Genomic DNA, 24,208 nt, shown 5'->3' with positions numbered 1-24,208 from the left:
GCCCGCAGCCCGCAGCCCGCCGGCCCACCACTGCCCGAGGCTCTGCCCGAGGCTCCCGCCCTGGCCTCGCGGGAGGCTTGCGCCTCTCTTGCGGAAAGCGGGCGGGGTGCCTGCGGTTCGGCCTCCAGAGTCGTTCCTGTCGCCGGGACACCCCGCCCCGGCCGGATGCAGGAGACGACAGCCATGACCCGCAAGACCCGCGCCACCACCGCCCGCAAGGTCGTCGGTTCCCTCGGCGTGATCGGCGCCGCCGCCGCCGTCGCCGGCCTGGGCACCTTCGGTACCTTCACCGACTCCACCACCCCGGTCTCGACCCAGGTGTCCACCGGCACGGTGTCGATCGACCTGACCCAGCCGGCCACCCCGATCCCGGCGACGATCTCCGACCTCATCCCGGGTGACTCGGTCAACCGCCTGGTGGCCCTCAAGAACGACGGCACCTCGGCGCTGTCCTCGGTGTCGCTGAAGGTCACGTCCAGCACGTCCAACGTGCTGACCACCGACAAGACCAACGGCCTCCAGCTGTCGCTGCAGGCCTGCTCCGGGACCTGGGTCCAGGGCGGCAGCCCGACGGCGCCGAGCTACTCCTGCTCGGGCGGCACAGCGCGCAACGTCCTCACCCCGGGTGGCGTCCTGCGCGCCGACGAGGCCCTGCAGAGCCCGGCCAGCCTGACCCCGGGCAGCACCGACCAGCTGGTCCTGAGCATCTCCCTGCCCACGGGGGCGGGCAACCAGTTCCAGGGCCTGAGCAACACGCTCTCGCTGACCTTCACCGGCACGCAGCGCAACGGCACCGCCCGCTGACCGCCGTCCCGCCGAGCTGACCGGAGAGCCCGACATGACCGCCGTCCTCCCCCTCGCCGCGCCGGGGGCAGCCCGCCCGCTGCCCCCGGTGGCCCGGCCCGCCCTCCGCGTGCTCGCCCCGGTGACCGCCTTCGCCGGCCGCTGGCTGGTCCGGCTGCTGGTCCTGGTGGCGGTCGTGGCCTTCACCGGCCTGGCCATCGGCCCGCACGTGCTCGGCTACCGCACCATGACCATGCTCACCGGCTCCATGGCCCCGGCCATCGACCCCGGCGACGTCGTCATCAGCACCCCCCTCGCCGTCTCCGACGTCACCGAGGGAATGATCATCAGCTACCACATCCCCATCGACGACCACCGCGTCGTCACCCACCGCGTCACCGACGTCACCCACGCCCCCGACGGCACCGTCACCGTCCAGACCCAGGGCGACGCCAACGACACCCCCGACCCCTGGACCGCCGTCCTCCAGGGCGACACCGCCTACCAGGTCCAGGCCGTCATCCCCGAACTCGGCCACCTGCTCACCGCCCTGCGCACCCCCTGGATCAGCCACGCCCTCGTCTACGGCGCCCCCGCCCTCCTGGCCGGCTGGCTCCTGCTCACCATCTGGCGCCCCGCCCGCGACGAGGAGGACGACGCGTGACCACCGTCCGCCGCACCCTGGTCCTGCTCGTCCTCACCGTCGCCGTGGTCGTCGGCGCCTCGCTGCCGGCCCAGGCCCTCTTCGCCGACACCGCCGCCGCGCCGGCGATGAGCCTCGGGACGCTGACCGTCCAGCCGCCGACCGACGTCGACGTGGACACGACCTGCTTCACCACGACCGTGGTCACCAAGCGGACGTACCGCACCAACTCGTGGGGCGGGGACACGCTGACCGGCTACTCCCAGTCCTCCACCACGCAGCGCAGCAACAAGAACGTGGACGGCGAGACGACGGATCGCACCAATGGGCCGGGCTGGAACGAGTACACGATCACGACGACGTCGAAGGACACCGAGCTCTACGCGAGCGCGACCTGGACCCGCAGCACGTCGGCGAAGGTCGCCGGTTACCAGATGACCGCGCACCTGGGCAACGGCCACACGTTCACGATGACGCAGGGCGCCAACGCCACGTCGATGAGCGCCAACGCCGACGCCGACTACCTGTCCACCTCGCTGAAGCTGACCATCGACACGGTCACCACCTACGGCTGGACGGCGAGCTCGGCCCTCTCCAAGACGCTCACCTGCTGAACCGGGCGGCGCAGCCGCGGCCTTGCGGAACTCTTGCGGTTCCCTCGCGCGGTGCGTGCGGTCCGGACAGCAGAGTCGTCCCTGACCGCCGGGACACCGAGTCCCGCACCGGACAGAGAGGGAGGGACCGTGAGCGCCGTCCGCCGCACCGTCGTCCTGCTCGTCCTCACCGTCGCCGTCGTCGTCGGCGCCTCGCTGCCGGCCCAGGCCCTCTTCGCCGACACCACCGCGGTGACGACCGCGCTGGGCACCCGCACCGTGCAGCCGCCCACCAGCGTGCGCGTGGACACGGACTGCACCACGACGACGACCGTCATCAAGCGGTACTACCGGGTCACCAGCACCGGCACCACGATGTACGCCTGGAACCAGACGTCCACCACGGCCACGGCGAAGAGCAACGTGCAGAGCGACACCACGACGCCGCCCACCTGGACGAGCGCCACCGAGTACAACACGACGCAGACGATCAAGGACACCGAGCTCTACGCCACGGGCAGGTGGAAGGGCAGCACCTCGCCCGGCGTCACCGGCTACCGGATGGCCGCGATCATGGCCAACGGCGCCAGCTACCCCCTCGACGACGTCGGTCCGACCGCGACGACCATGGTCGGCCACTACGACGCCGACGTCGTCGACCTCGGGGCGCGGCTGGCGATGGTCACCCTGACCAGCTACGGCTGGACGGCCAACTCGCAGCTGAGCAACGTCGTCACCTGCTGACCGCAGACACACGACGGGCCCGGACCTCAGGTGAGGTCCGGGCCCGCTGTCGTGTCGGAGGACGGGCTACGCCACCAGCCGGTAGCCCACCCCGCGGACGGTGCGGATCTCCGGCGAGCTGAGGCCCGCCGCCTGCAGCTTGCGGCGGAGGTTGGACATGTGCGCCTCGACCAGGCGCACGCTGCCCTCCCAGTCGGTCTGCCAGACCTCACGCAGCAGCGTCTCCCGCTGCAGCACGCGGCCGGGCCGGGAGGCGAGGGCGGCGAGGAGGTCGAACTCGGTGCGCGTCAGGTCGACCACGGCGCCGTCCACCCGGACCTCGCGGCTGTCCTCGTCCACCTCGAGGTCGGCGAGGCGGAGGACGGACTCCTCGACCGGCGCCGGGCGCGGCGCCGGCACGCGCGGCCGGCGCAGCATCGCCTGCACGCGGGCGACCAGCTCGCGCGGGGAGAACGGCTTGGCCATGTACCCGTCGGCGCCGACGGCCAGGCCGATCAGCAGGTCGACCTCCTCGGCGCGCGCGGTGAGCATGAGGACGTAGCACTCGCTCTCGGCGCGGATCTGCCGGCACACCTCGGTGCCGTCCGCGTCGGGGAGGCCCAGGTCCAGGACGACGACGTCGGGCGCCGCGCGCCGGACCTCGGCCAGCGCCTCGGCTCCGGACGCGACCGCACGGACGTCCATCCCCGCGCGGCGCAGGACCGTGCAGACCAGTTCCCGGATCTCCTCGGTGTCCTCCACGACGAGCACGGACTGCTCGGTCACGACCTTCCTCCATCCGCTCGCGCTGGTGGGACCCGGCGACGGAGCTCCCGTCACCTGAGCGGGTGATCGGCGCTGCCTGCGGGTGCCTTGAGCGATGGGGCCGGGGCTCCCCCGAAGGGAGGAGGGCTCCGTGGGGTTGTGACTCCGGTCGCGTCCGAGCGCGCGGGCCGGGGACTCCCCCGCTCGGGCAGGCGTCCCGCCCGACGAGGCGGGAGTCTTCGCTCAGCCCGCGCTGACGCGCCGCAGCAACCGGACGGCGACCGACCCGATCGGCGTGGCGGGACGCCGGGAGACGCCGTCGACCACGAGGCCCCGCCGGGCGGCGTGCTCGGCGACCGCGTCCACGACGGCGACCTCGGCACCCGGCCGCATGACCGAGAAGGCCACCACGACCCGTCCCGGAGTGGCCAGCGCGCGGTCGACGACGGCCCAGGTCGCCGCGGCACCGGAATCCCAGAAGGCCCGGACGTCGAACGCGACCACGACGTCGAAGGACCCCCTGGGGCCGAGGTCGGCGTCGAGCAGTGGTGCGGTCAGCAGGTGGACCCGGCCGGCCTCGACCGCGACGCGGTTGCGCCGGACGGCCGAGGCGACCACGGCCGCCGACCGGTCGATCCCGACCACCTCGGCCCCGCGGTCGGCGAGCAGCGCGACGAGGGCGCCCGACCCGCAACCCACCTCGAGCACCCGCTCTCCCGGCTCGGCGGCGACCACCTCCGCGGCCCAGGCCATCCGTTCCGACGGTGCGGTCACGGTCAGCTCACCTTCGACGAAACGTCCATGGTCAGCTTCCTCTCGATGGAACGCCCGGATCAGCTCCCCTGGGCGGTGACCGCCCCCGACCCGGTCCGGGGCCGCACTTCCGGGGCCCCGCCGGCTACTGCCGTCGGGTTCCCGCGGGAACGCGATCCCACCGTCGTCCTCACGCCGCCACACCGGCCTGCGCTGCGAGCCGGCGGACGAAGTCGCGGTGCCCCATGAGGACGCTGACCACGTAGCCGAGGTCGATCCGCTCGCCGTTGACGTGCGGCGCGTCGGGCAGGTCCGGCGCACCGTCGGGGAAGAGCAGCTCGGTCACCGTCGCGCTGCCGCCGGCAGCCGCCGGGGGCTCGTCCGTGCCGCGCGAGCCGGGCCCCTCGACGCCCCGGAGGCGGGCGGGTGCAGCCTGCGGGCGGCGTCCGGCCTGCTGGTCGATCGGGTGGATCCCGCCGAACCGCTCCCCGGCGCCCACACCGCCGGAACGCCGAACACCCTCCGGTGCGGCCGGGCCAGGGTCGGCCGGCACACCCGACGGACGGGACGGACCGGACGGGTCCGACAGACCCGCCAGGCCGGCGTCGAACGCGGCGTCAGCAACACCCCACACCCGGCGGCCGTCGGGAGTGGTGACGACCAGCTCGCCGTGACGGCGGGTCATGACCAGGTCCAGGTCGTGGACCAGGCCGTGGTCGGCGTCGCAGAGCAGCACCATGTTGTCCACGTCGGTGCGCCCGCCGAAGATCCAGTGCCGCAGGTGGTGGGCGTGCAGCCGCTCGATCCGCACCTCGGGGCAGCCAGGCCGGGCGCAGCCGCCGTCGCGCCGGAGCAGGGCGCGTCGCTGGGCGCGGGTCGCCAGGCGTCGGCCCCGGCCCACGGCCAGCGGCTCCCGCCCCGCGGCGAGCATCGTCACGACGGTGGCCTCGCACAGCATCCGGCGCACGTCCGTGGCGTGCAGGGCAGGGCCACCCTCGAGGTAGGCCCGGCCGGCGGCGGCGTCGTCGGCGACCACGGCCGCGTCGACGTGCACGACGACCTCCCGCCGCGGTGGGTCACCGGCCCGGCGGTCGGCATCGGCCGCGGCGTCGGCGAGCTGGGCGAGCGCGGCACACCGGCGCACGGTGGTCCGCTCACGGGCCATGGCGACCTCGTCGGTGTCGTCGACGCGTTCCGGCGCGGTCGAGGCCGGCGCAGCGGCGGGCCCGGCCGGAGCACCGGCGGCGGCCGCCCGCTTGGCCTGGGCGCGGTCCCGCCGGGCAGCGCGTTCGGCCAGCGAGTCCACCCCGGCGAGGAACCGAGCCCCCTGCTCGGCGTCCAGGCGCAGGTGGACGGTGAGCATGCCGTCGTCGTCCCACCAGTACTCGAACTGCCGCTTGGCGGCGACCCGATCCCGGTCGGCGGCGTCCGCACGCCGCCACTGGCGCACGACGCGTTCGGTCTGCGAGGCGGTGGCCTCCAGCGCGAACTCCAGCAGCTCGGCCTCGGTGTCCGGCTCGGCGACGCGGGTCAGGGCGCGCACCTTGGAGTAGGACAGCCGGCCGGCCGCGAAGGCGGCACCGATCCGGGGCAGGGCGATGAGGACCCGGGCCACCCGGACGTGCTCGCGCGCCGTCCCCGGCGACATGCCGCACTGCCACGCCAGCCAGTGGGCACATGAGCGGATGCCGTAGGCGCCCCAGCCCTCCCGGCGGTCGAACTCGGCCACCAGCGTCAGCCACGCCGCGGTGGCCGCGGCCAGCCGCACCGCGCCGGACGTGATCCGCCGGGCCAGTTCCGCCAGATCGGTTCCGGCGGGGTCGGTTCCGGCGGACGCAGGCCCCTCATTCGTACGCATGTTCGAAGCCTAGGCGCGGGGAGTGACAATCCTGCAGGTCGCGGCGTCGAGGCTTTCCTGCGGGAACGTCTCGACGGGCGCGGGAGTCGGTTCGCTCGACAGCGGAGGACGCCAGCTGGAGCCCGCCCCGCGTCCCCGCGGGAACGCCCGGCCACGGCGCAGGAGCCCGAGGGGCGCGGGCGGACGGTGCGAGCCCGACCCGCCCCGCGTTCCCGCGGGAACGCTCACCCCTTGGGGGCGGCTCCCACCACCGGACTCAAGGGCGAGCACCCACCCGCCGAAGGTGAGGCTGCCCGACACCCAGGGACCGCCGCCGGGACCCGATGCCCCGCCGAGCAGGAGGACCGCCATGATCGGCCTCATCCGCCGCAGCGGCGACTACTGCCGCCTCGACCCCGACGCCATCGAGCGCGTCGAGGCGACTCCCGACACGGTCGTCTTCCTGACCGACGGCGCGCGGTACTGCGTCGTCGAGACGATCGACGAGATCATCGAGAAGATCCGCGACGACCGCGCCGGCGTCATCGCCGCCTGCTACGTCCTCGACCGCGGCGAGGACCCCGACCCGCTGGGGCTGGGCCGCTCCGCCGTCGCACCGGAGGCCCACGCGCCCGGCCCGGTCATCCCGGTCCGTCTCCCGTAGCCGCTGCGCCCCGGCGGCAGGCGACCGACAGCACGTAGTCGAACCACCGCTGCCCCTCGCCCTCGTGCAGGGGGACCGGCCCGACGAGCACCGCGGTGGACCAGTCCGGCGTCCCCACGTCGCCGCGCGCGACCTCGTGGTCGATCTCCGCCCGCAGGCCGACCAGGGCGCTGCGCCCGTCGGGATAGGGCAGCGCGATGGCCGAGGACACCCAGGTCACGCACTCAAGGGTCGACGCCGTCACGCTGCCACTCCTCGGTATTCGTCGACGGACCCCCCGCCGGACGACGCCCACTCTCGGGCGCGCCCCGCACGACCTCCCCCGCCGCGGCGCAAGGCTCCCGCAAGAAGCGCGGGCCGACGCCGGATGCGCGGGCCGACGCCGGATGCGCGGGCCGATGCCGGACACGGGACGACGCCGGACCGCGGACGGCACCCGACAGCGGGGGTGACGGCGACCGCGGAGCGGGCGATGATGTGGCGGTCACGAGAGCCCGTGACGACGTTGCGAGGTCTCGATCCGCGGAGCGCTCGATGACGAGCCGGCAGCGCTCTCCCCAGCCTCCGTGGCGGCTCGTGCTCGTCGTGGGCGCCGCCTACGCCGCCGGATCGGCGGCGTCCTTCGCGCTCTTCGAGGCCTCGGCCGTCGGCGCGGTGCTCTTCCCGCCCGCCGGGGTCACGTTCGCTGCGCTGGTCCTCACCCCACCGCGCCGGTGGCCGTGGGTGCTCGGCACCGCGGCCGTCGTCGAGGCCGCCGTCGACCTGTACTTCGGGCTGCCCGCCCCGTCGGTGGCCGGCTTCGTGCTGGCCAACGTCGCCGAGCCCCTGGTGGGTGCGCTGCTGCTGCGCCGGTTCGTCCGGCGGATCGACCTGCGGCGGCGTCGCGACCTCGGCGCGTTCATCGGCTGCGGCGTGCTCGCCGGACCGTTCGTGGGTGCGCTGATCGGCGCGACCACCAACCACCTGGCGATGGGCCGCGACTGGTTCGACGCCTTCTTCCCGTTCTGGGCCGGCGACGGCCTGGGCGTCCTCACCGTGGCCGGCACGGTGCTCACCTGGCGCACGGACGGCGCCTGGCCCACGCTCGGGACGACGGTCCGGCGGGTCCTGCTGGTGACCCTGGCCGCGGGGGTCACCGTGCTGGCGTTCTGGCCGACGGTGGTGCCGCTCAGCTACGCCACCGTCCCGCTGCTGATCGCCTACGCGTTCGTGTACGGCGTCCCCATGGTGACCGCCGCCGGGCTGGCCGTGACCCTGACCGCGAACGTGGTGACCGCCGCGGGCCGGGGCCCCTGGGCGATCCTGGCCGGGGTCCCCAACCTGGAGATCGCCAGCCTGCAGCTGTTCCTCGCCGTCGCCGTCCTGACCGCCTGGCTGCTGGCCGTCGAGATCGAGGAGCGGCAGCGGGCCCGGACCGTCTCCGAGCGGGACCGGGCGGTGCGCCGCCGGGTGGAGGCCCTGCAGGAGGTGACGGCGGGGCTGGCCAACGCGGCCACGTCGGACGCGATCGCCCAGGTGCTCGTCCGGCGCGGCATCGGCCTGGTCGCCGACCAGGGCGTGGTCGGCGTCCTCACCCCGGACGGCTCGCGGCTGCGCACCTGGCGCACCGTGCCGGACGACTCCGCACCGGTGGAACGGGACCTCCCGCTGGACGCCCCCGCCCTCCTCGCCGTCGCCGTCGGCTGCGGCCGGCAGGTCCGGGCGCAGTTCCCGGCGCTGCACGCCACCTTCCCGGCCGGCCTGGCCGGCGAGCCGCCGGACGGCAGCTGCAGCGCGCTGGCGGTGCCGGCCCGGATCGGCGAGGTGACCGTCGGTGCGCTCGGCTTCGGGTTCGGCTCGGACGCCGCGGGCGACGCCGAGGTCGCCGCCGTCGCGAGCACCCTCGCCGAGCTGATGGCCCAGGCGCTGCTCCGGGCGCGGCTCTACGAGCAGGAGCACGAGGCCGCCCACCAGTTGCAGCAGGCCTTCCTCCCGGTGCTGCCCGACCACCTGCCCGGGGTGGCCGTCGCCGGCTGCTACCGGCCGGCCGACCAGGAGCACGACATCGGCGGCGACTGGTACGACGTCTTCCCCCTGCCCGGCGGGCGGGCCGCCATCGTCGTCGGGGACATCGTCGGACACGACCTGCCCGCCGCGGCCGCGATGGGCCGGTTGCACTCGGCGCTGCGGGTCATCGCCGGCGGCCGGCACGCCGGACCGCGGCAGGTGCTCGAGGCGCTGGACGAGGCCTGCCCGAGCATCCCCGGGGCGGCCTTCGCCACCCTCGCCTACGGGGAGTACGACCCCCGGACGTGCGTCCTGCGCTACGCCTGCGCGGGCCACCCTCCCCCGCTGCTGGTCACCGACCGCCGGGCCCGGTACCTGCAGGGCGGCCGCTCCACCCCGCTCGCCGTCACCGACAAGCCCCGCGCCGAGGCAGAGCTCGCCGTCCCGCCCGGCTCGGTGCTGCTCTGGTACTCCGACGGCCTCGTCGAGCGCCGGGACAGCGACCTCGACGCCGGCATGGGCCTGCTGTCGGCCGTCGCCGAGGGGATCGACGCCGACGACCCGGCGGTCTGGCGGGACGTCGTCATGGCCGAGCTCACCGCCGGCCGGCGCCTGCAGGACGACGTCGTGCTGCTGTGCCTGCGCCTGGACAGCGACCGGACGGCGGACGACGACGCCCCGGCCGACCGGGAGCTGCTGCACCCTCCGGGGATCCGCGCTGGGCTGCACCTGGTGCCGGGGGAACGCACCGGCTGACCGCTCACGAGCCGGTGTCGCCCAGCCGGTGCGCCAGCCGGCCGCTGCGGTGCACCGCCAGGATCCGCTTCTCGGTGGCGTGCCGATCGGCCGGGTCGGTGAACACCAGGAGGACGTCGTCGGTCTGCAGGCGGGTGTGCGGTGCGACGGCGAACGTCGCGCCGTCCCTGGCCGGCAGCCCGGGCGTCGCGCCGTCCGGCAGCCGCAGCTCGTTCACGTGGACCCCGTGCAGGCGGGACCCGGGCAGCACGCGGACCTGCAGGAGGTCGCCTTCCGCGAGCAGGTCGAGCATCGGCGGGCGGTCGAGGGGGGCTGCGCGCACGAGCAGGCAGGCCACCAAGCCGCACACCCTGGCGGTCGCGTTGGGCGACAGCCGGCCGCGAACGGCACCACCCGGCGCAGCGCGGCCAGCACCGCCTGCGCCCGCTCCTCCTGACTGATCGGCCCGACCCCGGCGACCTCGGCCGCGACCCGTGCCCCGCGTGGTGGCAGCTCAGCCATGCCCGGCTCCGTGCGGCCGATCACGGAGAGGGCGGCACGAACAGCCCCGCCCGCGACGGTGCACGGGGCGACGATGAGTGCGCGGGCGATCGCCGCGTTCGACGCCCCCTCGACCAGCAGCCCCAGGACCTCGAGTTCGCGCGGCGTGAGCCCGCGCAGGTCCCCGGGCGGTGCCGGCAGCACCAACCCGGTCAGATGGAGCGGCAGGTCCGCGGGAGGAGCCATCGCGGTGATGCGCAGGTGTCCGTGCGGGGCGTGCCGGCCGCCCAGCGGCCACAGGAAGGACGTGTAGGTCCGGCCGGCGGCGAGGTGCTCGCGGGCGGCGATCAGCGCCGGCGAGCCGGCGGCGAGCAGCGCGTGCCCGTCCAGCCCCGGCAGCGGCGCGATCTCGCCGTCGGCGTGGAGCACCACCGCGCCCCGCGCTCCCTGCACCAGGCCAACGGCCGCGGTCAGGCAGTGCAGCGGGTCGATCGCGTAGGCGAGCGCCGCGGTGACCCGGGCAAGAACTGGGCGCATCTGCGGCAGCGGCGACTGCTCCCTGTCCGTCAACAGCGCGAGGTAGCCGAACGGGCGCCGGTCGGGCGCGAACAGGGACACGGCCATCGAGTCGCGGTAGCCCGCGGGGAGCAGCTGGTCGGCCCAGGTGGGCAGTTCCTCGATCGGGTAGGGCAGGTCCGACGGGGTGATCGGAGCGGTGGCGCGGTGGCTGCTGGTCACCTCGACGTCGCGGATGTGTGCGGAGCTCTCGAGGAACGCCACGATCGAGTCGGTGAGATCCGCGCCGCCAGCGTGGTGTAGACCGAGTGGTGCAGGTCGGCGAGGGCCAGCCACGCGCCCTCGAAGGGAACGACGCGGCGGAGTACCGCCAACAGCTGCTCGGCGCGGCGGGGCAGCGTGTCGGCGGAGGCGGCCACCTCGGTCATCTCCCGACGGACCACCGCGTCGTCACTCACGGCGGCTCCCCTCGTCCGTCGGGCGAGCTGCGCGGGAGTCGTCGAGGACCGCGCACCTCGGCCTGCGCCGACGAAGAACGACGGTTCGCCGGCCCGCTCCGTGGCGGTCGACCGATGCCGCGCCCACCGCCGCACGGGGGCGCGCCGAACGCTACGCCCCGCCAGATCCGCGAAGGTCCGCCCCGGCGTCCGACTCGGCGCGCCCCGACCGCAGCGCCACGGCAGATGGCAAGGAACGACAGTTCCGCGACGCAACGGCACGGAGGACCCGGCCGCCGCCCGTACGAGCTGGCGTCGGCCGGGCCGCCCCACTCCTACGCGTCCGGGACGCGGGACCGGGCCGCACCGGCGCGCTCGCTACCTCGTCGACGACGACGTCTGGCCAGGGGCCCGCGCCACGGTGGGGTGCAGGCCGGTCCGCCAGCGGAAGGACGCCTCGGCGGGGAGCGTCAGGGGCAGGTGCTCGGGCGCGGACGGGCGGGCGAGGAGGTACCCGCTGGCGGAGTCCACCCCGAGGGCGCTGAGCGCGGTCAGCTGCGGCAGGGTCTCGACCCCCTCCGCGATGACGTGCGCGCCGATGGCCTGCGCCAACGTCACGATGCCGGCCACCAACGCCTCGCCGCGAGGTGTCGCGAGGTCGTGGACGAAGGACCTGTCCACCTTGATGACGTCGACGGGGAACTCGCTCAGGCGGGCCAGCGAGCTGTAGCCGGTCCCGAAGTCGTCGATGGCGATCGCCACCCCCAGGTCGCGTATCCGCCGCAGCACCTCCCCCGGCCGGGAGCAGTCGGCGAGCGCCGACTCGGTCACCTCGATCCCGAGGCGATGCGCGGGCAGGCCGGCACGGTCCAGCTGGGCAGCGAGCCGGGCGGGGAACCCGCGGTCGGCCAGCTGCTGCGGGGACACGTTGACCCACACCCGCAGCTCAGGGAGGTGCGCCCACCGGCCGGCCTGCTCGAGGGCCCGGGCGAGGACCAGCTCGCCGATGCGGTGGATCAGCCCCGTCTCCTCGGCGACCGGGATGAACTCCTGTGGACCGACGAGGCCACGGACGGGATGCCGCCACCGGACCAGGGCCTCGACGTGGCAGATCCGCTCGACCCGGAGGTCGAAGGCGGGCTGGTACTCCACCAGCAGCTCGTCCCGGTCCAGGGCGTGGCGCAGGTCGTTCTCGATCGCGACCCGGTGCATCGACTCCACGTGCATCTGCTCGTCGAACCAGACAGCCCGTTCCCGTCCGGTGTCCTTGGCGCGGTAGAGCGCCGCGTCGGCCTCCCGGAGCAGGATGTCGAGATCGGCCGGACCGGTCGCCGTGGCCAGGCCGACGCTGACGGTGACCAGGAGGCGCGCACCCACTTCGACCGGCTCCCGGCTCACCTCGATCACCTCCTGGGCGAACCGGCCGGCCTCCTCGGCGGAGCGGTCCACCAGGACCACCACGAACTCGTCGCCACCGAAGCGGGCCACGAGATGAGCCGGACCTGCCAGAGCGGCGAGCCGCCGTGCGAACTCGCTCAGCAGGTGGTCCCCTGCGCCGTGCCCCAGGCTGTCGTTGACCAGCTTGAACCGGTCCAGGTCGATGAAGGCGACGGTGAGCCGGGCCTCCGGCTGACCGACCAGGACCCGGTCCACCTCCTGCAGCAGACCGGCGCGGCTCAGCAGACCCGTCAGCTCGTCGTGCGTGGCCCGGTGGGCCAGGTCGCGCTGCGCCCGTTCGGCTGCCGCGCGGGCCGCCCGCTCGGCGGCCAGCAGGCGTTCCCGCTCCTGCTCCATGGCGCGCCGCTCGGAGATGTCCCGGAAGTAGATGGCGATCCCGCCCCGGCGCAGGGGGTACACCCGGGCCTCGCACCACAGATCCGCCCCGTCGTAGCGCGCCTCGAGGGTGGCGGGTCGTCCGGTGCGCGCGACCTGGCGGTAGGTCCTCTCGAACTCCGTGCCGAGCAGGGCGGGGAACCGGACCCAGATGTCCTCGCCCACGACCTCGTCGCGCACCAGTCCCAGCCGGGCCTCGGCCTGCGCGTTGATGTACGTCATCCGCCAGTCTGCGTCGACGCCGATGTACATGTCGCTGATCGACTCGAGGCTGTCGACGAGCTCGGCCGCCGTCCGCGTGGTCGCCTCAGCCCGCGCCGCCTCGGCCTCCGCGGTGCTCACGTCCCGGAAGGACACGTACGCGCGTGGGGAGTCCCCGTCGAGGAACGTGGCGGTGGTGACCTCGGCGGGAAAGGTGGACCCGTCGCTGCGGCGCAACCGGAACACCCCGCGGAACGCACCCTCCCGGGCCCGGGTCTCGAGCGCCTCCCTCCACCGGGGGTCACGCCGGTCGACGACCCCGTCCCGGCCGAGCTCGATCAGCTCGAGCTCCGTCCGGCCGAGCAGCTCGCAGGCCCGCCCGTTCGCGCCGAGGGTGCGCCCGTCGGCCGAGGTGATCAGCACCCCGTCGAGACCGTGGACGAACAGTGCCTCGTAGACGCTGCTGCGCAGCGTCGAGGAAGCCGACTCGAGGATCACATCGGCGTATCGGCGGATCGACGGTTGCGGTTGACCGTGTTCCGCAATTCGGGTGAGCCGGTTCTGCCGGGACGCCCCGTGCCTCGGAGCGACGATCACGGCCTCCCGGGGTCGCGTGCGGTGGCCGGCAGGCGGCCGGCGCGTCGTGCGGTGACCCTCCGAGTATCGGTAGCCCGGCGAGGGGGGTCGACCGGACGACGGCGCGCGACGCCGATGGGACCGATCGACGCGGGCGATGGCTGCCGCGGCCCGTGCCGCGGATCAGCCTCCGAGACGCTCCCGGCACTGCCGCCGGTAGGCGTCCAGGAACGCGCGACCGGCAGCCCCTCGGAGCGCCTCGTCCCTGGTCGCGATGCCGAGTTCCCACGTCGGCGCATCGGCGAGGGTGGCGACCGCCAGGTCCCCGAACAGCGTCTCGTCGACGCAGGCCAGCGGGCCGCAGGCGATGCCCATCCCGCGGCGGACCATCGTCAGGACGCCGAACCACTCGTCCACCTCGAGACGCACGCAGCGGGGCAGGTCGCGCTCGGCGAACACCCGATCGAACAGGTCGCGGACCCACCACCCTCGCGGCAGGTCGATCAGCGGCTCGTCGAGCACGTCGCCGAGTTCCACGCCCCGGGCGCCCGCGAGCCGGTGCCCCGGCGGGCAGAGCAGGACCAACGGCGTGCTGAGCAGGGGATCGAAGCGCAGCGCGGGCGTCGTCCGGTGTGTGAGCGGAGTGATGGCGAAGTCCGCCGTGCCCTCGGCGACCAGGCCGAGGAGGTCGCGCGCGCCGTCGTGGAGCACGCTGATCGCCACCCCCGGATGCCGCTCCTGGAAGGGCCTGATCGTCTCGAAGACGTCGACGTCCCTCGGCACGGCCACCGTCGCGACGCGGACGGACCCGCGGAGCAGACCCGCGATCTCGGCGACGGCGTCACGAGCCCGTTCGGCGTCGTGCAGCGCCGCCCGGGCGGGTTCGAGGAGGGCACGGCCGGCGTCGGTCAGCTCGGCTCCCTTGCGGCCGCGGGTGAACAGGTCGGTGCCGAGCTCCTTCTCCAGTCCCAGCAGGGACGCCGACAGGCTCGACTGGACCATGTACAACCGCGCCGCGGCGCGGGTGAACGAGCCCTCCTCGACCACCGCCAGGAAGTACTCCAGCTGCCTGAGCTCCACCCCGACCGCCTCCGTCCACCCTCTCGGAACGTCCAGCCCCCCGAGGGTGCCCGACCCGGCCGCGGCACTATCCCTGCTGCCCCAGGTTGGTGACGAGGTTGACGGCCACGGCTATGACGACGGTCCCGAACAGGTACGAGAGCAGAGCGTGCCCGAGGGCGACCTTGCGGATCGACGTGTCCTCGAGCTGGGTGTCCGGCACCGCGAAGCTCATGCCCACGGTGAACGCGACGTAGGCGAAGTCGCTGTAGGCGGGCGGTTCCCGCTGGCCGAAGTCGATGCCGCCGTCCCCGCCGGAGTAGTACCGGCGCGCGTACTTGAGGGCGAAGACCGTGTTGACCAGCGCCCACGACAGGATCACCACCAGGACGCCGAGCACCACGGTGGCGACGCCGACGGCGTCTCCCGAGCTGGACCGGACGAGGGCCTCCACGACGGCGGCGAGGCTGGCCACGGCCGCACACAGCACGGCAGTGTCCGTGACCCGGGTCTGCCCCTCCTCCTCGGCCAGCCGTTTGGTCCCCGCCGCGTCGCGCGGCCAACTGATCCGCCACACCCAGAGCAGCAGGCCGCCGGCGGCGACGGCCCAGCCGACGAGCACCGCGATCTCCGGGACGCCGGCGACCACGGTCAGCCCGGCCGCGAGGAGGCCGCCGCCGAGACAGACCAGCAGGCGGCGCCACGACAGGATCGTCGGCCGCCGGTGCGCCTCCACCGCCGTCCCGCCGCCTGCAACGCTCACCCCGTGGCCCGGCACCGGGCCGGCGAGGGGCCGGTCCCGGTCCACCGCCCGGCTCGGCGCCGGGGACCGGGGCGGTCCGCCCGTCGGCGCCTCAGCCACCCGGACGGAACACGGCACGGACGCACCCGTCCTCCTTCTCCTTGAACATCCGGTAGCCCTTCGGCCCGTCGTCGAGCGGCATCACGTGGGTGGCCAGGTGCTCGGTCCGCACCTCGTCCCGGCTCATGCGGTCGAGGATCTCCGGGATGTAGCGGTGCCCGTGCTGCTGGGCGCCGCGCAGGGTCAGCGCCTTGTTCATCACCGCCCCCATCGGGAACTTGTCCACCAGGCCGCCGAACACGCCCAGCGCGAACACCGTCCCGCCCTTGCGGCAGGCGTAGATCGCCTCCCGCAGGGCGGTCGGCCGGTCCGACTGCAGCCGCATCTGCTGCTTGACCTGGTCGTAGAGGAACTGCGGGCCGTTGCTGTGCGCCTCCATGCCCACCGCCTCGATGCAGACGTCCGGTCCCCGGCCACCGGTCATCTCGCGCAGCTCGGCGGGGACGTCGACCTCCTCGTAGTCGAGGGTCTCCGCCCCGATGTGCGTGCGGACCTGCTCGAGCCGGTTGTCGTACCGGTCGATGACGACGACCCGTTCGGCGCCCATGAGCATGGCCGCGCGGGCCGCCATCTGGCCCACTCCCCCGGCGCCCCACACCGCGACGACGTCACCCGGCCGGACCTCGGCCTGGTGCGCCCCCGTCCAGCCGGTGGGTGCGGCGTCGGAGGCGAACAGGGCCCGTTCGTCGGAGACGCCGTCGGGGATGGCGAAGGCCCCCTGGTCGGCGTAGGGCACCCGGATGTAGGGCGCGTGGCTGCCCGCCCAGCCGCCCATCGCGTGCGAGTAGCCGAAGCAGCCGCCGATGGACTGCCCCCACAGCGCCTCGGTGATCCCCGGGTTGGGATTGCCGTTGTCGCACAGCGACCACAGCTCCTGCTTGCAGTACCAGCACTGCCCGCAGCCGATGAACGAGGCCACCACCACCCGGTCACCGACCCGGTGCTTGGTCACCCCGGGCCCGACCTCGGCCACCGTGCCCATGAACTCGTGCCCGAGCACGTCGCCGGCGCGCATGGCGGGGATGTAGCCCCCCAGCAGGTGCAGGTCGGAGCCGCAGGTCACCGACAGGCCGACCTCGAGGATGACGTCGTGGTCGTTGAGGATCGTCGGCTCGGGGACGTCCTCGACACCGATCTCGTTGACGCCCCGCCAGGTCACCGCCTTCACCGCACACCTGCCTTCGGCGCAACCTTGGTCCACGCCTCCAGGAGCACGCCCCCCGGAGTCGCCGTCCGCTTGCCGTGCGGTGCCGGGTCCACCGCGAGCACCTCACCGACCTCGATGAGCTGCTTGGCCCGGCGCAGCGCCGACCGCAGGTCGGCCTGAGGGTCGCTGCCGCTCAGCCGGCTGAGCGCGCCGCCGGAGGGCTGGTTGCGCAGCCGGGCGCCGAGCTCGGTGCCCTTGCCGTCCGCGGCCGCGCGGACGCGGACCTCGATGCGGTCACCGAGCTCGGCCAGGGGTGCGGGCAGCTCGGCGGTGTCCACGTCGGACGGTTCGCGGAACACGGTCACCACGAGCCACCCGGACGCCGGCTGGCCCCCTCCGGCCGGCCGGGCGGCGGACGGGTCGATGGCCGACCGCACCTGACGGACGACGCTCCCGCCGGCGCGGGCGGCGAGGGACGCCACGTTCCCGATGGACGAGGTCATGCCCGCCCTCCCGCGGTGGCGGCCTGCGGGGCGCGGGCGAACTCCTGCACGATGCGCTCGCAGAAGGCCGGCAGGTCGTCGGGCGACCGGCTCGTCGTGATGTTGCCGTCGGTCACGACCTCCTCGTCCACGACCTCGGCGCCGGCGTTGCGCAGGTCCGTGCGGATGCTCGGGAACGACGTCAGCCGTCGCCCGCGCGCGACGTCGGCCTCGACGAAGTTCCACGGGCCGTGGCAGATGCTGGCCACCGGCTTGCCCGACTGCACGAAGTCCCGGACGAAGGCCACGGCAGCGGGTTCCATCCGCAGCTTGTCCGGATTCACGGTTCCTCCGGGCAGGAGCAGGGCGTCGTAGTCGTCCACCGAGGCGGCCCCGACCAGCCGGTCGACGCCGAAGGTGCCGGCGTCCTCCAGGTCGTTGTTGCGAGCCTGGATCTCGCCGCTCTTGATCGAGACCACGTCGGTGCGGGCGCCGGCGTCGTCCAGGGCCCGCCGCGGCTGTTCGAGCTCGACGCGCTCCACCCCGTCGGCCGCCAGGATGGCGACCCGTCGTCCGTTCAGCTCTCCTGCCATGTCAGGCACCTGCCATCGCCGGGTGCAGGACGACCTTGGTCCAGCCGTCGTCCCGGGCGTCGAAGTGCTTGTAAGCCTCGGGTGCCTGGTCCAGGGGCAGCTCGTGGCTGACGATGAACGACGGCTCGGCCTTGCCACCGGCGATGAGGTCGCGCAGCTGCCGGTTGTACTTCTTGACCGGCGCCTGGCCGCTGCCGATGTGCTGGCCCTTGAACCAGAACATGCCGAAGTCGAAGGCGAGCTTGCCCTGCTTCGCCAGCTCGTCGCTGGCGCCGGGGTCCTCCGGCACGAAGACGCCGACCGTGCCGATCGTCCCGGTGAAGCGCACCGAGGCGACCAGCCGGTTCATCGTGAGGTTGGCCTGCTCCTGCCCGTCGGGCTCGTGCGCCTGGTAGCCGACGCACTCGCAGCCGTTGTCCGCGCCCAGCCCCATCGTCTGCTCGAGCACCGCCTCGACCGGGTCGACCTTCGAGTCGTCGATGGCGATCGCGCCGATGGACTCGGCCAGCCGCAGCCGGTCGGGGTGCCGGTCGACGACCATCACCTTGCCTGCCCCTCGGATCGTCGCCGAGAGGGCGGCCATCAGGCCGACGGGGCCGGCGCCGAAGATGACCGTCTGGTCGCCGGGCTTCACGCCGGCCATCTCGGTCGCGTGGTAGCCGGTCGGGAAGATGTCGGCGAGCATCACGTAGTCGGTCTGGCGCTGCTCGGCGTCCTCACCGAGCCGCAGGCAGTTGAAGTCGCCCCAGGGCACGCGCAGCAGCTCGGCCTGCCCACCGGCCCAGGGGCCCATGTCGGCGAATCCGTACGCGGCGCCGGCCATCTTGGGCTCCGGCTGCGCGGTCAGGCAGTAGTTCGTGAGCTGGCGCTCGCAGTTCTTGCAGTGGCCACAGGCGATGTTGAACGGCAGGACGACCCAGTCGCCCACCCGGACCTTGTCGACCCCGTCGCCGACCTCGACCACCTGGCCCAGGTTCTCGTGCCCGAACCAGCGACCGGTCTCGAAGTCGGTCCGGCCCTCGTACATGTGCAGGTCCGAGCCGCAGATGTTCGCCGAGGTGATCCGCACCAGGACGTCGGTCGGCCGCTCGATCCGGGCGTCCGCTACGTCCTTCACGCTGACCTGCCGCGGACCCTCGTAGACCACTGCCTTCATGCTGTCTCCCTCGTCGCAGGTGTGCCCCGCCGCCCGTGCTCAGGCCGGGACCCCGATTGCACCCGGCGCAGGGTGGCGCCCGGTATCGGCAGACATGCCGATACCGACCCGGTGCATCCGATCCAGCAGCCGTAATGGGTCGGCCTGCCGATGGAGACCCGCCCGGCAATGCGCCACAGTGCCGAGCACAGGGCTCACGGACGACGGTTCAAACCTGGGCCCGGCGGCCGTGGCGGAGCACGCGAGGACGGACCATGCCGATCGAGAGAACCGATCGAGTCGCGACGGGAGTCGTCCCAGGGTGGTGCCGTACCACGACGACGCCTTCCGGAGGGACGTCGCGGAGGAGTCGCCTCGGATGCCGCGAGGGCCGGGACGTACCAGGAGGCGCCCGGCGCCTGGCGACCGCCCGGGGTGGTGCGCGCCGGGCGCGGTGGTGCGCGTTGTCCGCCGTCCTGGCGGATCTGCGTGCCCGGGTCCTCGCCGCGGAGACCAGAGCGACCAACCTGGAGGTCGCACTGGCGACCAACCGGCGGATCGGTATCGCCGTCGGCATCCTGAGGTGCCGGTTGGGGGTCACCGAGGACCAGGCTCTCGCCGTCCTCAGCAAGCACAGCCAGGACCGGAACGTGAAGGTGTGGGACCTCGCCGAGGAGGTCATCTACACCGGGAGCCTCTGACGGTTCGCCCGTCCTGAGAGTCCCCGGGGCGCGACATCGGCCGATCGACCGATGCCCACGCGCCATGAACGGTCCTAGCGTCCCAGCTGCGGTCGAACGACGGAATCCCGACAACCGGCGCCGGACGGCACCTCCGGGAGCGGACATGGACCACGCGACCCGGACGAGGGCCGGACCGGGGCCGCCGCCGTCGTCACCACGGTGCGGGAGGCAGTGACGCCCGGGGAGTTCGACGACGTCCTGTCCCAGCTGCCGCAGATGGAGGAATGGTGAGCGAGTCAGAGCTGGAAGAAACCGGGACCGGGGAAGCCGCCAAGCGCATCGGTCAGGCGCCCACGACCACGGACGTGACCGATCCGGAGCGGTCCTCCCGGAACACCGCCGCCGGCTCGGGTTCCGAGCCGGGCGAAGGGCCCGTCCGGCCGGACGCCGACGAGGGGGTGGACCCCTCGGCCAGCATCGAGCCGCACAACGAGGGACTCGTCTGACCACGACGGCCCCGCAGCCGCCGGCTGCGGGGCCGTAGCCCTGATCGGCGCAGGCCCGCTCAGTGCACCGGCCGCTGCCCGTCCGACCCCACGTGCGCCAGCGACTTCGCCACGCTCCGGGCGCCGGCGTAGACCGCCCCCGCCGCGGCGACCCACGGACCACCGACGATCACCGGGTCGAGCACCTGGTGCTTGAGGTCCGTGCGGTGCTGCCCGATCCGCGACCGCAGGCCGTGGTGGGTGAACTCGGCCTTGACCCCGGTCTCGGTGATCGGGTTGTCCGGGCGCAGCGTGAGCAACGACTTCAGGTGGTGCTCCCACGCATCCACCCGGTCGCCGAGGATGAGCAGCAGCCAGTGCGCCGCGCGACCCTCGCTGTAGCGGTAGGCGTGACGGCGGATGGCCCCCGAGACGCCCGAGAGGGGCTGGGCGGTCCCGAAGACCGGGGTGAGCATCTTGTGCTCGACCGAGCGCTCCCGCGGATACCTCTCCGGCTGCCGCTCGGGGAACTCCCAGTGCGCGCCGGTGAAGTCCTCCTGGAACTGCAGCTTCGGCACCGACGGCCGGTCCCTGGGGTCGAGGTCGACGCCCCAGCCCGGGATGCGCTTGCGCAGTTCCTCGGGCGACTCGGCGATCGGCGGCTTGTCTGGTGTGTAGGTCATCGGGGTCTCCTGTCGCTCAGGCCGCGGTCGGGACGACGAGGGGCTTGATGCAGCCGTCGAGCTTGGCCGAGAACATGTGGTAGCCCTCGGCGATGTCCTCGAGGGGCACCCGGTGGGTGGCCAGCTCGCTGGGCTTGAGGTAGCCGTTGCGCACGTGCTCGAACAGCCGGGGCCACTGCCGTTTGACCGGGCACTGGTTGGTGTGGATCGTCAGCCCCTTGTTCATCGCGTCGCCGAACTTGACGGCGCTGAAGAGCGGGCCGTAGGCGCCCATCACCGAGATGGTCGCGCCCTTGCGGACGGAGTCGATCGCCCAGTTCAGCGCGACCGGGGAGCCGCCCTGCAGCTTGAGCTTGGACGAGGTGACGTGCTGGATGAAGTTGCCGTCCGCCTCGGCGCCCACGCAGTCGATGGCGACGTCCGCGCCGAGGTGGTCGGTGGCCTTCTTCATCTCCAGGACGATGTCGCCGTACTCGGTGAAGTTGTAGGTCTCGGCATGGGCGAAGGTGCGCGCCTTCTCCAGCCGGTAGTCCAGGTGGTCGATGACGATGACCCGGCCGGCGCCCATCAGCCAGGCCGACTTCGCCGCCACCAGTCCGACCGGCCCGGCGCCGAAGACGATGACGACGTCGCCCTCGACGATGTCGCCGAGCTGCGCCCCGAAGTAGCCGGTCGCCGTCATGTCGGTCAGCAGCACCGCGTCCTCGTCGGCCATCCAGTCCGGGATCTTGGACGGGCCGACGTCGGCGAACGGCACCCGCACGTACTCCGCCTGGCCGCCGTCGTACCCCCCGGTCGAGTGCGAGTAGCCGTAGATGCCGCCGACGGCGGTGGCGTTCGCGTTCACGTTGTGGCAGTTGGAGTACAGACCTCGCGCGCAGTACCAGCAGGTGCCGCAGAAGATGTTGAACGGCACCATCACCCGGTCCCCGACCTGCAGGTTCCGCACCGACGACCCCACCTCGTCGACCACACCGATGATCTCGTGGCCGAACGTGTGACCGATCCGGGTGTCCGGCATCATGCCGTGGTAGAGGTGCAGGTCCGAGCCGCAGATCGCGGCGAGCGTGACCCGGACGATCGCGTCGTTGGGGTGTTCGATCGTCGGCCGGTCCTTCTCCTCCATCCTGACCTTGTAGGGACCTCGGTAGACCATCGCTCGCATCGGATCCCCTCCTGGGGCTCGGGCCCCGGGGCTCGTGAGGCACCAGCGGCCGGCTCTGCTCACCGGCTCCCCGACTCTGCGCCCGCTGTCCCACCGCGGCCACCGCACATCCGGGTTTCCTGCGGGGCTCCACCGAAAGATCGGTAGATCTACCGATGGGCGACGTCCCTCCGTATCGCTTCGAGGCGGGGGTCGAGTCCACCAGGGACCCCCGGTACGCGGTGGTGCCGCAGCGCGAGCGGCTGGACGCGGCCGGGCGCGGTCTCCGCTGCAGCGGCTGAGCAGCTGGTCCTCGGCTAGGTGGAAGGGCTCAGGGCGACCAGCGCCTCCGGGAGGTCGTCCACGACCACGGCGTCGGTACCTGCGGACACCAGAGACCGGGCCAACGCGATCTGCGGGCACCAGACCAGCAGTTGCCGGCCGCAGCGGTGGAGCAGTGACAGCAGACGCGCCAGGAGCCCCGAGTCGATCCGGCCGGCGACCCTCCCCTCCCACAATGAGCCGACGTGGAGGGCCAGCACCTCGACGTCCATGTGGACGCACGCCGCCGCCGCCATCTCCACGGGAAACCGGTGCCAGGTCAGCAGCCCGAGGGGCACCCGCGGCGCCGTCGCACGCAGGAGCCCCAGGGCCGACGAGTCGAACGAGGAGACCATCAGCGGCCGCCGCGGCGCTTCTGCTGCCACGACCGGCGCGAGGAGGCCTGCGGTGGTCTGCCCGGGCGACCGCAGACAGTCGTCCATCGAGGACTTGAGGTCCAGGTTGAGCCCCACCTGGGGCGGGAGCTCGTCCAGCAGGGTGCTGAGCCGAAGCGTGCCGCGACGGTCCGCCTCCGCCCCCGTGATGTCGTCGAGCCGGGTGCCGTCCGGGTACACGGCGTCGTGGGCCACCACCAGGACGTCGTCGCCCAGACGCCGGACGTCGGCCTCCACCCATCTCGCCCCACTGCGCACGGCGGCAGCGAAGGAACTGAGGGTGTTCTGCTGGTGCCCGTCGACGACGCCGCAGCCGAGCCCGCGGTGCCCGATGACGGCAGGCCCCTCCCCGAACACGTCCGGGGACACGGGTCGTGCTCGGCCGGCCGTCGTCACGGGTGCACTGCGAGGTGCCGACGGCAGGTGCAGAGGTCCCATGCCGCGAGATGGAGCACGCGGTCCCCCTCCCTCGTGGCGTGGACGCGACCGCCGGCGCGCCTGGCACGGCATGCCGGTGCGGGGGTGCTGCGGGAACGCCGGTTCCCGTGAGGCAGCCGCTCGTCCAGGATGCTCGGAGCCGGTGCCCGGGCGCCGTCGGCACAACTGCCCATCTTCGGCCCCGAGCGGCCGGCACTCCCCCGGACGGCGGCCGTGGCCGTGGTGGGCGTGCACCGCTCACGGTGGTGGCCTCCGGGCGTCACGAGCAGGACGGAGGGCGGGTCGCGCGTCAGTTCGCCCGGGAACGTGTCCAGCTGTCGGGTGCGGGTACCCCGCTGACCGCTGAGCAGCCCGGCCAGGTGAGAACAAGGCCGTGGCGCCCCGATCGAGGCTTCCGCTGCCAGGGGGAGTTCCGCGATATCCGCGCCATCGAGCGACAGGGGGACGACATGCCCACCAGACGCCGGCTCAAGGGCCGCACGATCGCTGCCCTGGCGGCCGACGGCTTCGAGAAGGTCGAGCTGATCGTTCCACTGCGAGCCCTGAAGGCGGCCGGCGCCGAGGTGGACGTCGTGTCGCTACGGCGCGGACGGATCCGCGGGGTGAACCTGCACATGCCGGCCAGCCGGGTCCGCGTGGACAAGACGGTCGGCGAAGCCGATCCCGGCGACTACGACGGGTTGCTGCTGCCGGGTGGGTTCATCAATCCCGACCTCCTCCGGCAGTCCGCCCAGGCACGGGAGTTCGTCCGCGCGTTCGCCGCGAGTGACAAGCCCATCGCCACCCTCTGCCACGGACCGTGGGTGCTCGCATCGGCGGGCCTCGTGGACGGGCGGACCCTCACCTCCTGGCCCGGGATCCGCGACGATCTGGTGAACGCGGGGGCCACCTGGCTCGATCAGGAGCTCGTCCGGGACGGGAACCTCACCACGAGCAGAGGGCCTCAGGACATGGCCGCCTTCGTCCCCGGAATGCTCGACGCCTTCGCGGGGACGTCGCCGGAGCCGGCGACGACAGCACCGCGCCGTGAGTCCGATCGGCAACGCGAGGCGCCCGTCGGCTGGGCCGTCGGCGCGCTGCGGTGGTCGCCGAAACCGTCGGCCGCCGCCGTGCTGGGCATCGGCTTGGCCGCGGCCGCCCAGCGCGCTCTGCGCGGCCCGGACGGGCAGAGCTGGAGGGCCCAGGCGGCAGGTCGTGCCCGGTGATGTCCGCGACCGTGGTGGCTGCTGCGCGCG

The 24,208-nt window shown here is 73.6% G+C and carries 25 protein-coding genes and 1 pseudogene; 9 read left to right on the top strand and 17 right to left on the bottom strand.

Annotation, left to right across the window (positions count from 1 at the left end):
• Positions 1 to 183 precede the first annotated feature (183 nt).
• The 4 genes from ACI79D_RS13410 to ACI79D_RS13395 all read left to right on the top strand — a co-directional run bounded on the left by ACI79D_RS13410 (position 184) and on the right by ACI79D_RS13395 (position 2,763).
• Entirely contained in the window at positions 184 to 804 is a 621-nt protein-coding gene (locus tag ACI79D_RS13410) for a TasA family protein (RefSeq protein ID WP_456918916.1), read from the top strand.
• A 34-nt stretch (positions 805 to 838) separates the two neighbouring features.
• The gene (locus tag ACI79D_RS13405) at positions 839 to 1,447 is read left to right on the top strand and encodes a signal peptidase I (protein WP_456918915.1); all 609 of its coding nucleotides are present in this window, start codon (positions 839 to 841) and stop codon (positions 1,445 to 1,447) included.
• A complete protein-coding gene (locus ACI79D_RS13400; RefSeq protein WP_456918914.1) occupies positions 1,444 to 2,040 on the top strand; it encodes a hypothetical protein in 597 nt (198 codons plus the stop codon). Before ACI79D_RS13405 ends, ACI79D_RS13400 begins: the two co-directional genes overlap by 4 nt.
• A gap of 129 nt (positions 2,041 to 2,169) precedes the next feature.
• Positions 2,170 to 2,763: a hypothetical protein gene (locus ACI79D_RS13395; RefSeq protein ID WP_456918913.1), complete on the top strand. Its 594-nt coding sequence runs from the start codon at positions 2,170 to 2,172 to the stop codon at positions 2,761 to 2,763.
• A gap of 66 nt (positions 2,764 to 2,829) precedes the next feature.
• Here ACI79D_RS13395 and ACI79D_RS13390 read toward each other — a convergent pair whose 3' ends face one another.
• The 3 genes from ACI79D_RS13390 to ACI79D_RS13380 form a co-directional block, all read right to left on the bottom strand.
• Entirely contained in the window at positions 2,830 to 3,528 is a 699-nt protein-coding gene (locus ACI79D_RS13390; RefSeq protein WP_456918912.1) for a response regulator, read from the bottom strand.
• A gap of 222 nt (positions 3,529 to 3,750) precedes the next feature.
• Positions 3,751 to 4,464 carry a class I SAM-dependent methyltransferase gene (locus tag ACI79D_RS13385; RefSeq protein WP_456918911.1) on the bottom strand — a complete coding sequence of 238 codons (714 nt, stop codon included), beginning with the start codon at positions 4,462 to 4,464 and terminating at the stop codon, positions 3,751 to 3,753.
• The gene (locus ACI79D_RS13380) at positions 4,451 to 6,118 is read right to left on the bottom strand and encodes a DUF222 domain-containing protein (protein ID WP_456918910.1); all 1,668 of its coding nucleotides are present in this window, start codon (positions 6,116 to 6,118) and stop codon (positions 4,451 to 4,453) included. The genes ACI79D_RS13385 and ACI79D_RS13380 overlap by 14 nt, the downstream gene beginning before the upstream one ends.
• A 349-nt stretch (positions 6,119 to 6,467) precedes the next feature.
• Here ACI79D_RS13380 and ACI79D_RS13375 point away from each other — a divergent pair, with 349 nt between their 5' ends.
• On the top strand, positions 6,468 to 6,761 hold the full coding sequence (locus ACI79D_RS13375) for a flagellar FlbD family protein (protein ID WP_456918909.1): 294 nt from the start codon (positions 6,468 to 6,470) through the stop codon (positions 6,759 to 6,761).
• Here ACI79D_RS13375 and ACI79D_RS13370 read toward each other — a convergent pair.
• Positions 6,739 to 6,981, bottom strand: coding sequence for a hypothetical protein (locus ACI79D_RS13370; protein ID WP_456918908.1), 243 nt, complete (start codon positions 6,979 to 6,981; stop codon positions 6,739 to 6,741). The two genes, ACI79D_RS13375 and ACI79D_RS13370, sit on opposite strands and share 23 nt — an antisense overlap.
• Before the next feature lie 314 nt (positions 6,982 to 7,295).
• Between ACI79D_RS13370 and ACI79D_RS13365 the strand changes: the two genes are divergently transcribed.
• Positions 7,296 to 9,503, top strand: coding sequence for a SpoIIE family protein phosphatase (locus ACI79D_RS13365; protein ID WP_456918907.1), 2,208 nt, complete (start codon positions 7,296 to 7,298; stop codon positions 9,501 to 9,503).
• A gap of 4 nt (positions 9,504 to 9,507) precedes the next feature.
• On the opposite strand, the gene ACI79D_RS13360 is transcribed toward ACI79D_RS13365, so the two are convergent.
• The 10 genes from ACI79D_RS13360 to ACI79D_RS13315 all read right to left on the bottom strand — a co-directional run bounded on the left by ACI79D_RS13360 (position 9,508) and on the right by ACI79D_RS13315 (position 18,845).
• Positions 9,508 to 9,720, bottom strand: a complete 213-nt coding sequence (locus ACI79D_RS13360) for a hypothetical protein (RefSeq protein WP_456918906.1) — start codon at positions 9,718 to 9,720, stop codon at positions 9,508 to 9,510.
• Entirely contained in the window at positions 9,717 to 10,763 is a 1,047-nt protein-coding gene (locus ACI79D_RS13355; protein WP_456918905.1) for a helix-turn-helix transcriptional regulator, read from the bottom strand. The genes ACI79D_RS13360 and ACI79D_RS13355 overlap by 4 nt, the downstream gene beginning before the upstream one ends.
• Complete coding sequence (locus ACI79D_RS13350; protein ID WP_456918904.1) at positions 10,718 to 10,957, bottom strand: hypothetical protein; 240 nt, start codon at positions 10,955 to 10,957, stop codon at positions 10,718 to 10,720. The genes ACI79D_RS13355 and ACI79D_RS13350 overlap by 46 nt, the downstream gene beginning before the upstream one ends.
• A 357-nt stretch (positions 10,958 to 11,314) precedes the next feature.
• Positions 11,315 to 13,468: a putative bifunctional diguanylate cyclase/phosphodiesterase gene (locus ACI79D_RS13345; protein WP_456918903.1), complete on the bottom strand. Its 2,154-nt coding sequence runs from the start codon at positions 13,466 to 13,468 to the stop codon at positions 11,315 to 11,317.
• A gap of 261 nt (positions 13,469 to 13,729) precedes the next feature.
• Complete coding sequence (locus ACI79D_RS13340; protein WP_456918902.1) at positions 13,730 to 14,626, bottom strand: LysR family transcriptional regulator; 897 nt, start codon at positions 14,624 to 14,626, stop codon at positions 13,730 to 13,732.
• Positions 14,627 to 14,693: 67 nt separating this feature from the next.
• Positions 14,694 to 15,368, bottom strand: a complete 675-nt coding sequence (locus tag ACI79D_RS13335; RefSeq protein ID WP_456918901.1) for a DUF1345 domain-containing protein — start codon at positions 15,366 to 15,368, stop codon at positions 14,694 to 14,696.
• Between the two features lie 91 nt (positions 15,369 to 15,459).
• Positions 15,460 to 16,626 (bottom strand): zinc-dependent alcohol dehydrogenase, encoded by a 1,167-nt coding sequence (locus ACI79D_RS13330; RefSeq protein WP_456918900.1) that lies wholly within the window; start codon positions 16,624 to 16,626, stop codon positions 15,460 to 15,462.
• A gap of 5 nt (positions 16,627 to 16,631) precedes the next feature.
• On the bottom strand, positions 16,632 to 17,117 hold the full coding sequence (locus ACI79D_RS13325; protein WP_456918899.1) for a hypothetical protein: 486 nt from the start codon (positions 17,115 to 17,117) through the stop codon (positions 16,632 to 16,634).
• Positions 17,114 to 17,689 (bottom strand): type 1 glutamine amidotransferase domain-containing protein, encoded by a 576-nt coding sequence (locus tag ACI79D_RS13320; protein WP_456918898.1) that lies wholly within the window; start codon positions 17,687 to 17,689, stop codon positions 17,114 to 17,116. Before ACI79D_RS13320 ends, ACI79D_RS13325 begins: the two co-directional genes overlap by 4 nt.
• 1 nt (position 17,690) lies before the next feature.
• Entirely contained in the window at positions 17,691 to 18,845 is a 1,155-nt protein-coding gene (locus tag ACI79D_RS13315) for a glutathione-independent formaldehyde dehydrogenase (protein ID WP_456918897.1), read from the bottom strand.
• 443 nt (positions 18,846 to 19,288) lie between these two features.
• Between ACI79D_RS13315 and ACI79D_RS13310 the strand changes: the two genes are divergently transcribed.
• On the top strand, positions 19,289 to 19,525 hold the full coding sequence (locus ACI79D_RS13310; protein ID WP_456918896.1) for an ANTAR domain-containing protein: 237 nt from the start codon (positions 19,289 to 19,291) through the stop codon (positions 19,523 to 19,525).
• A 165-nt stretch (positions 19,526 to 19,690) separates the two neighbouring features.
• Positions 19,691 to 19,798 (top strand): annotated as a pseudogene (locus tag ACI79D_RS13305) (hypothetical protein); the annotation flags it as partial.
• 274 nt (positions 19,799 to 20,072) lie between these two features.
• On the opposite strand, the gene ACI79D_RS13300 reads toward ACI79D_RS13305, so the two are convergent.
• The 3 genes from ACI79D_RS13300 to ACI79D_RS13290 all read right to left on the bottom strand — a co-directional run bounded on the left by ACI79D_RS13300 (position 20,073) and on the right by ACI79D_RS13290 (position 22,904).
• Positions 20,073 to 20,675 carry a hypothetical protein gene (locus tag ACI79D_RS13300; protein ID WP_456918895.1) on the bottom strand — a complete coding sequence of 201 codons (603 nt, stop codon included), beginning with the start codon at positions 20,673 to 20,675 and terminating at the stop codon, positions 20,073 to 20,075.
• Positions 20,676 to 20,691: 16 nt separating this feature from the next.
• Positions 20,692 to 21,840, bottom strand: coding sequence for a zinc-dependent alcohol dehydrogenase (locus tag ACI79D_RS13295; RefSeq protein WP_456918894.1), 1,149 nt, complete (start codon positions 21,838 to 21,840; stop codon positions 20,692 to 20,694).
• A 296-nt stretch (positions 21,841 to 22,136) separates the two neighbouring features.
• Complete coding sequence (locus ACI79D_RS13290) at positions 22,137 to 22,904, bottom strand: glycerophosphodiester phosphodiesterase (RefSeq protein ID WP_456918893.1); 768 nt, start codon at positions 22,902 to 22,904, stop codon at positions 22,137 to 22,139.
• Between the two features lie 518 nt (positions 22,905 to 23,422).
• Between ACI79D_RS13290 and ACI79D_RS13285 the strand changes: the two genes are divergently transcribed.
• Positions 23,423 to 24,178 carry a type 1 glutamine amidotransferase domain-containing protein gene (locus ACI79D_RS13285; RefSeq protein ID WP_456918892.1) on the top strand — a complete coding sequence of 252 codons (756 nt, stop codon included), beginning with the start codon at positions 23,423 to 23,425 and terminating at the stop codon, positions 24,176 to 24,178.
• The last annotated feature ends 30 nt before the right edge of the window (positions 24,179 to 24,208 follow it).

The sequence above is a fragment of the Geodermatophilus sp. SYSU D00708 genome, from assembly GCF_054050115.1.
This window is presented reverse-complemented; position numbering and strand designations above follow the sequence as displayed.